Raw genomic sequence first — 370 nt, 5'->3', positions numbered from 1 at the left:
TTTAAGGGGGTGGAATAATGAATGATTTTTATACAATATTAAATTATGTAAATAAAATGATTTACGAGCCAAATGATTTAACTGTAAATTCGGTTCAAGAAGAAAAGCAAAATTCTAGGTATGGTGCTGGTACATTTCGGTTATCTTCGAGAACAGTTCGTTTCAGAGTTGCAATATATAACTCCGACCAAAGTAGGGCAGTTTGTTGCATTTTGGGAAAAAGACGAAAGTAATAAAAATCACCCCTACTTATATGAGGAAGCCCCTGATTTATTGGTTATAACTACCTTTAAAAATGAAAATGAGTTTGGTCAATTTATTTTTCCAAAAGAAGTTCTTTTAAAACAGAACATTCTTAGGTCTACTTCAA

Annotated in this window: 1 pseudogene; it reads left to right on the top strand. The window is 31.4% G+C overall.

Annotation, left to right across the window (positions count from 1 at the left end):
* Positions 1–17 precede the first annotated feature (17 nt).
* Positions 18–370, top strand: a pseudogene (locus KI363_RS21735) (MepB family protein); the annotation flags it as partial.

Origin of the sequence: Lederbergia ruris, from assembly GCF_018332955.1 — a bacterium.
In the GTDB taxonomy this organism is placed as follows: domain Bacteria; phylum Bacillota; class Bacilli; order Bacillales; family Bacillaceae_C; genus Lederbergia; species Lederbergia ruris.
Note: the sequence above shows the minus strand (reverse complement) of the source record. Positions and strands in the feature narration are given on the sequence as shown.